Raw genomic sequence first — 537 nt, 5'->3', positions numbered from 1 at the left:
TTGGAATATTAACCAAAGGTTCTTTATCAAGTTGAAAATTATTTCCTTGCATTTTTCCTTTATTTTTCAGCCAAAATTCTATTAATTTTGAATTTAATAAAGCAACAAGGTATTTTTGATTCAATCTCTTAGTCTTAATGACATAAAATGTTGCAGAAACATAGGTGTCAAAATCTACATACGTAAATACTGGTTTATTAGGGCATTTACGTTGAACTATTATTTTCTCTCCAATAAAAAAATCTTCTTTCCTTGCCCTGTGAAGACCATAGGGTTTATTACTTGAAGTTATTACTTCCTGAAATTTATCTAAGTGATTTTTGATGTTAGGATATGGTAATATTTCAGCAGGATCCCTGAATTTCGAATCTGTATAAATTAACCAAAGTTTGTTTTCTTTTGTTGCATAATATCTAGAAAACTGTTCACTTGTAAAGTAAGGTTTAATTATTTCTAGTTCCTCAATTGCTAATAAATTTAAACTGTTTTTTTCATCTTCACTTAGACTAAATATACCATCGCCAACACTATATAGAT

The 537-nt window shown here is 27.9% G+C and carries 1 protein-coding gene; it reads right to left on the bottom strand.

From position 1 onward, the window contains the following. On the bottom strand, positions 1 to 537 hold a 537-nt coding region (locus tag IU405_RS13170; RefSeq protein ID WP_317193374.1), incomplete at both ends, for a TaqI-like C-terminal specificity domain-containing protein.

The sequence above is a fragment of the Polaribacter sp. BAL334 genome (assembly GCF_015767435.1).
Taxonomy (GTDB): domain Bacteria; phylum Bacteroidota; class Bacteroidia; order Flavobacteriales; family Flavobacteriaceae; genus Polaribacter.
This window is presented reverse-complemented; position numbering and strand designations above follow the sequence as displayed.